A 2162-nucleotide genomic window follows, 5' to 3' on the forward strand; every position below is an offset into this window, starting at 1 on the left:
AGATTTGTATAAGAGCCAGGGCCGAGGGCACCACGGAAGGCCCGCGCATCGTGCTGGTCGATCCCGCCACCGGCCGGGAACGGCTCGGCCCGCCCCCCGAGCCCGCCGACCTCGCCTGGCTGGAACGCTGGTGGCCGCTGTCCCCCGGCCGGCGCGCGGAGATCGGCCGGACCAGGGACGAGGCGTGGGCGTCCGTGCTAGGCAGGCTGACGCGGGGCCGGGCCATCGCCGTGGATTATGCACACCCTGTGGACAACCGTCCGCCCTGCGGCACGCTCTGTGGATATCGCGACGGCACCCTCGTGCCGCCGATCCCCGACGGCTCCTGCGACATCACCGCCCACGTCGCCCTCGACTCGTGCGCCGCGACCGCCCCCGCCGGCCGTACCGTGACACGCCTCACCACCCAGCGCGAAGCGCTGCGCGCACTCGGCCTCACCGGCGCGCGCCCACCGATCGAACTGGCCCACACCGCCCCCCGCGAATACCTGCGCGCGCTGGCGAGGGCGGGCGAGGAGGCCGAACTGATCGACCCGACAGGTCTGGGTGGTTTTGGATGGCTATGCCATGACATCGGATGATTTACTCGCGATAGTGTGAACGGCGGTACGAGCCATGACGGGATGGAAAGGCCAACCGGTGGAGATCGAGCAGACCGCCCTGCCAGGAATCGGGTTGAAACACGAGTTCACCACCCGATCCGGACGCCGGTTGGGCGTGGTCAGCCACCGCACCGGGCGGCGCGACCTGATCATCTACGACAAGGACGACCCCGACCAAGCCTGCGAAGCGGTCAAACTCAACGACGAGGAGGCCGACGCGCTCGTCGAACTCCTCGGCGCCCCACGCATCGTGCAGCGCCTCAACGACCTGCACCGCCAGGTCGAAGGGCTGGTCAGCCTCCAGTACCCCATCCTCGCGGACACACCGTACGCGGGACGGCCCATGGGCGACGCGCGCGTACGCACCCGCACCGGGGCCTCCATCGTCGCCATAGTGCGTGGCGGCCGGGTCATCGCCAGCCCGACCCCGGACTTCGTGATGGCGGCCGATGACGTCGTGGTGGTCGTGGGCAGCCCGGACAGCACGGCGGCCGTCGCCGAAATCCTGGCCAACGGATAGGTCGGCTGTTGCACACTGCCATACTGTTTCTTGAACTCGGTGGCGTGATCCTCGGTCTCGGCGTGCTCGGCGCTCTCGCGCTGCGAGCCGGGATCTCCCCCATCCCCCTCTACCTGGTGGCCGGTCTCGCGTTCGGCCACGGCGGCCTCCTCCCGCTCGCGACCAGCGAGGAGTTCATCTCGGTCGGCGCCGAACTGGGCGTCATCCTGCTGCTGCTCACGCTCGGCCTTGAGTACAACGCCGACGAACTCGTCAGCAGCCTGCGCGGCAACGCCCGCGGCGGGATCGTCGACCTCGTGCTCAACGCCGCCCCGGGCGCCGCGGCGGCGCTGCTGCTCGGCTGGGGCCCGGTCGCCGCCGTCGCCATGGCCGGCGTCACGTACGCGACCTCCTCCGGCATCACCGCCAAGGTACTGTCCGACCTCGGCTGGATCGGTAACCGGGAAACGCCCGTCGTCCTTTCCCTGCTCGTCTTCGAAGACCTCACCATGGCCCTCTACCTGCCGATCCTCACCGCCATCCTGGCCGGCGTGAGCCTGATCGGCGGGGCCGTCACGGTGGCCATCGCGCTCGGCACGGTCAGCGTCGTCCTGCTGGTGGCCCTCAGGTACGGCAAGGCGATCGAGTGGTTCGTGGCCAGCCCGAACTCCGAGGTCCTGCTGCTCAAGGTCTTCGGGCTCACGCTGCTGGTGGCCGGCATCGCCCAGCAGCTCCAGGTCTCCGCGGCCGTGGGCGCGTTCCTCGTCGGCATCGCCCTGTCCGGCGAACTCGCCGAGGACGCCCGCGCCCTGCTCACCCCCATCCGCGACCTGTTCGCCGCGGTCTTCTTCGTCTTCTTCGGCATGCAGACCGACCCCGGCGCGATCCCCCCGGTCGCCGCCCTCGCCGCCGCCCTCGCCGCGGTCAGCCTGATCACCAAACTGCTGACCGGCGCGTACGCCGCCCGCCGAGCCGGCATCGCCAAGGCCGGCCAGGCCCGGGCGGGCATCGCGATGATCCCCCGCGGCGAGTTCAACATCGTCATCGCCGGCCTCGCCGTC

The 2162-nt window shown here is 70.6% G+C and carries 3 protein-coding genes; all 3 read left to right on the forward strand.

Going from position 1 to position 2162, the window contains the following annotated elements; translation table 11 throughout:
• Positions 1 to 50 precede the first annotated feature (50 nt).
• Positions 51 to 581: an SAM-dependent methyltransferase gene (locus C1I98_RS38095; RefSeq protein ID WP_233508545.1), complete on the forward strand. Its 531-nt coding sequence runs from the start codon at positions 51 to 53 to the stop codon at positions 579 to 581.
• Between the two features lie 58 nt (positions 582 to 639).
• Positions 640 to 1122, forward strand: a complete 483-nt coding sequence (locus tag C1I98_RS38100; protein WP_111172087.1) for a cation:proton antiporter regulatory subunit — start codon at positions 640 to 642, stop codon at positions 1120 to 1122.
• Between the two features lie 44 nt (positions 1123 to 1166).
• Positions 1167 to 2162 (forward strand): cation:proton antiporter (locus C1I98_RS38105; protein ID WP_233508546.1); only part of this gene is annotated, 996 nt, incomplete at its 3' end.

This window comes from Spongiactinospora gelatinilytica, assembly GCF_003236385.1.
Taxonomy (GTDB): Bacteria; Actinomycetota; Actinomycetes; order Streptosporangiales; family Streptosporangiaceae; genus Spongiactinospora; species Spongiactinospora gelatinilytica.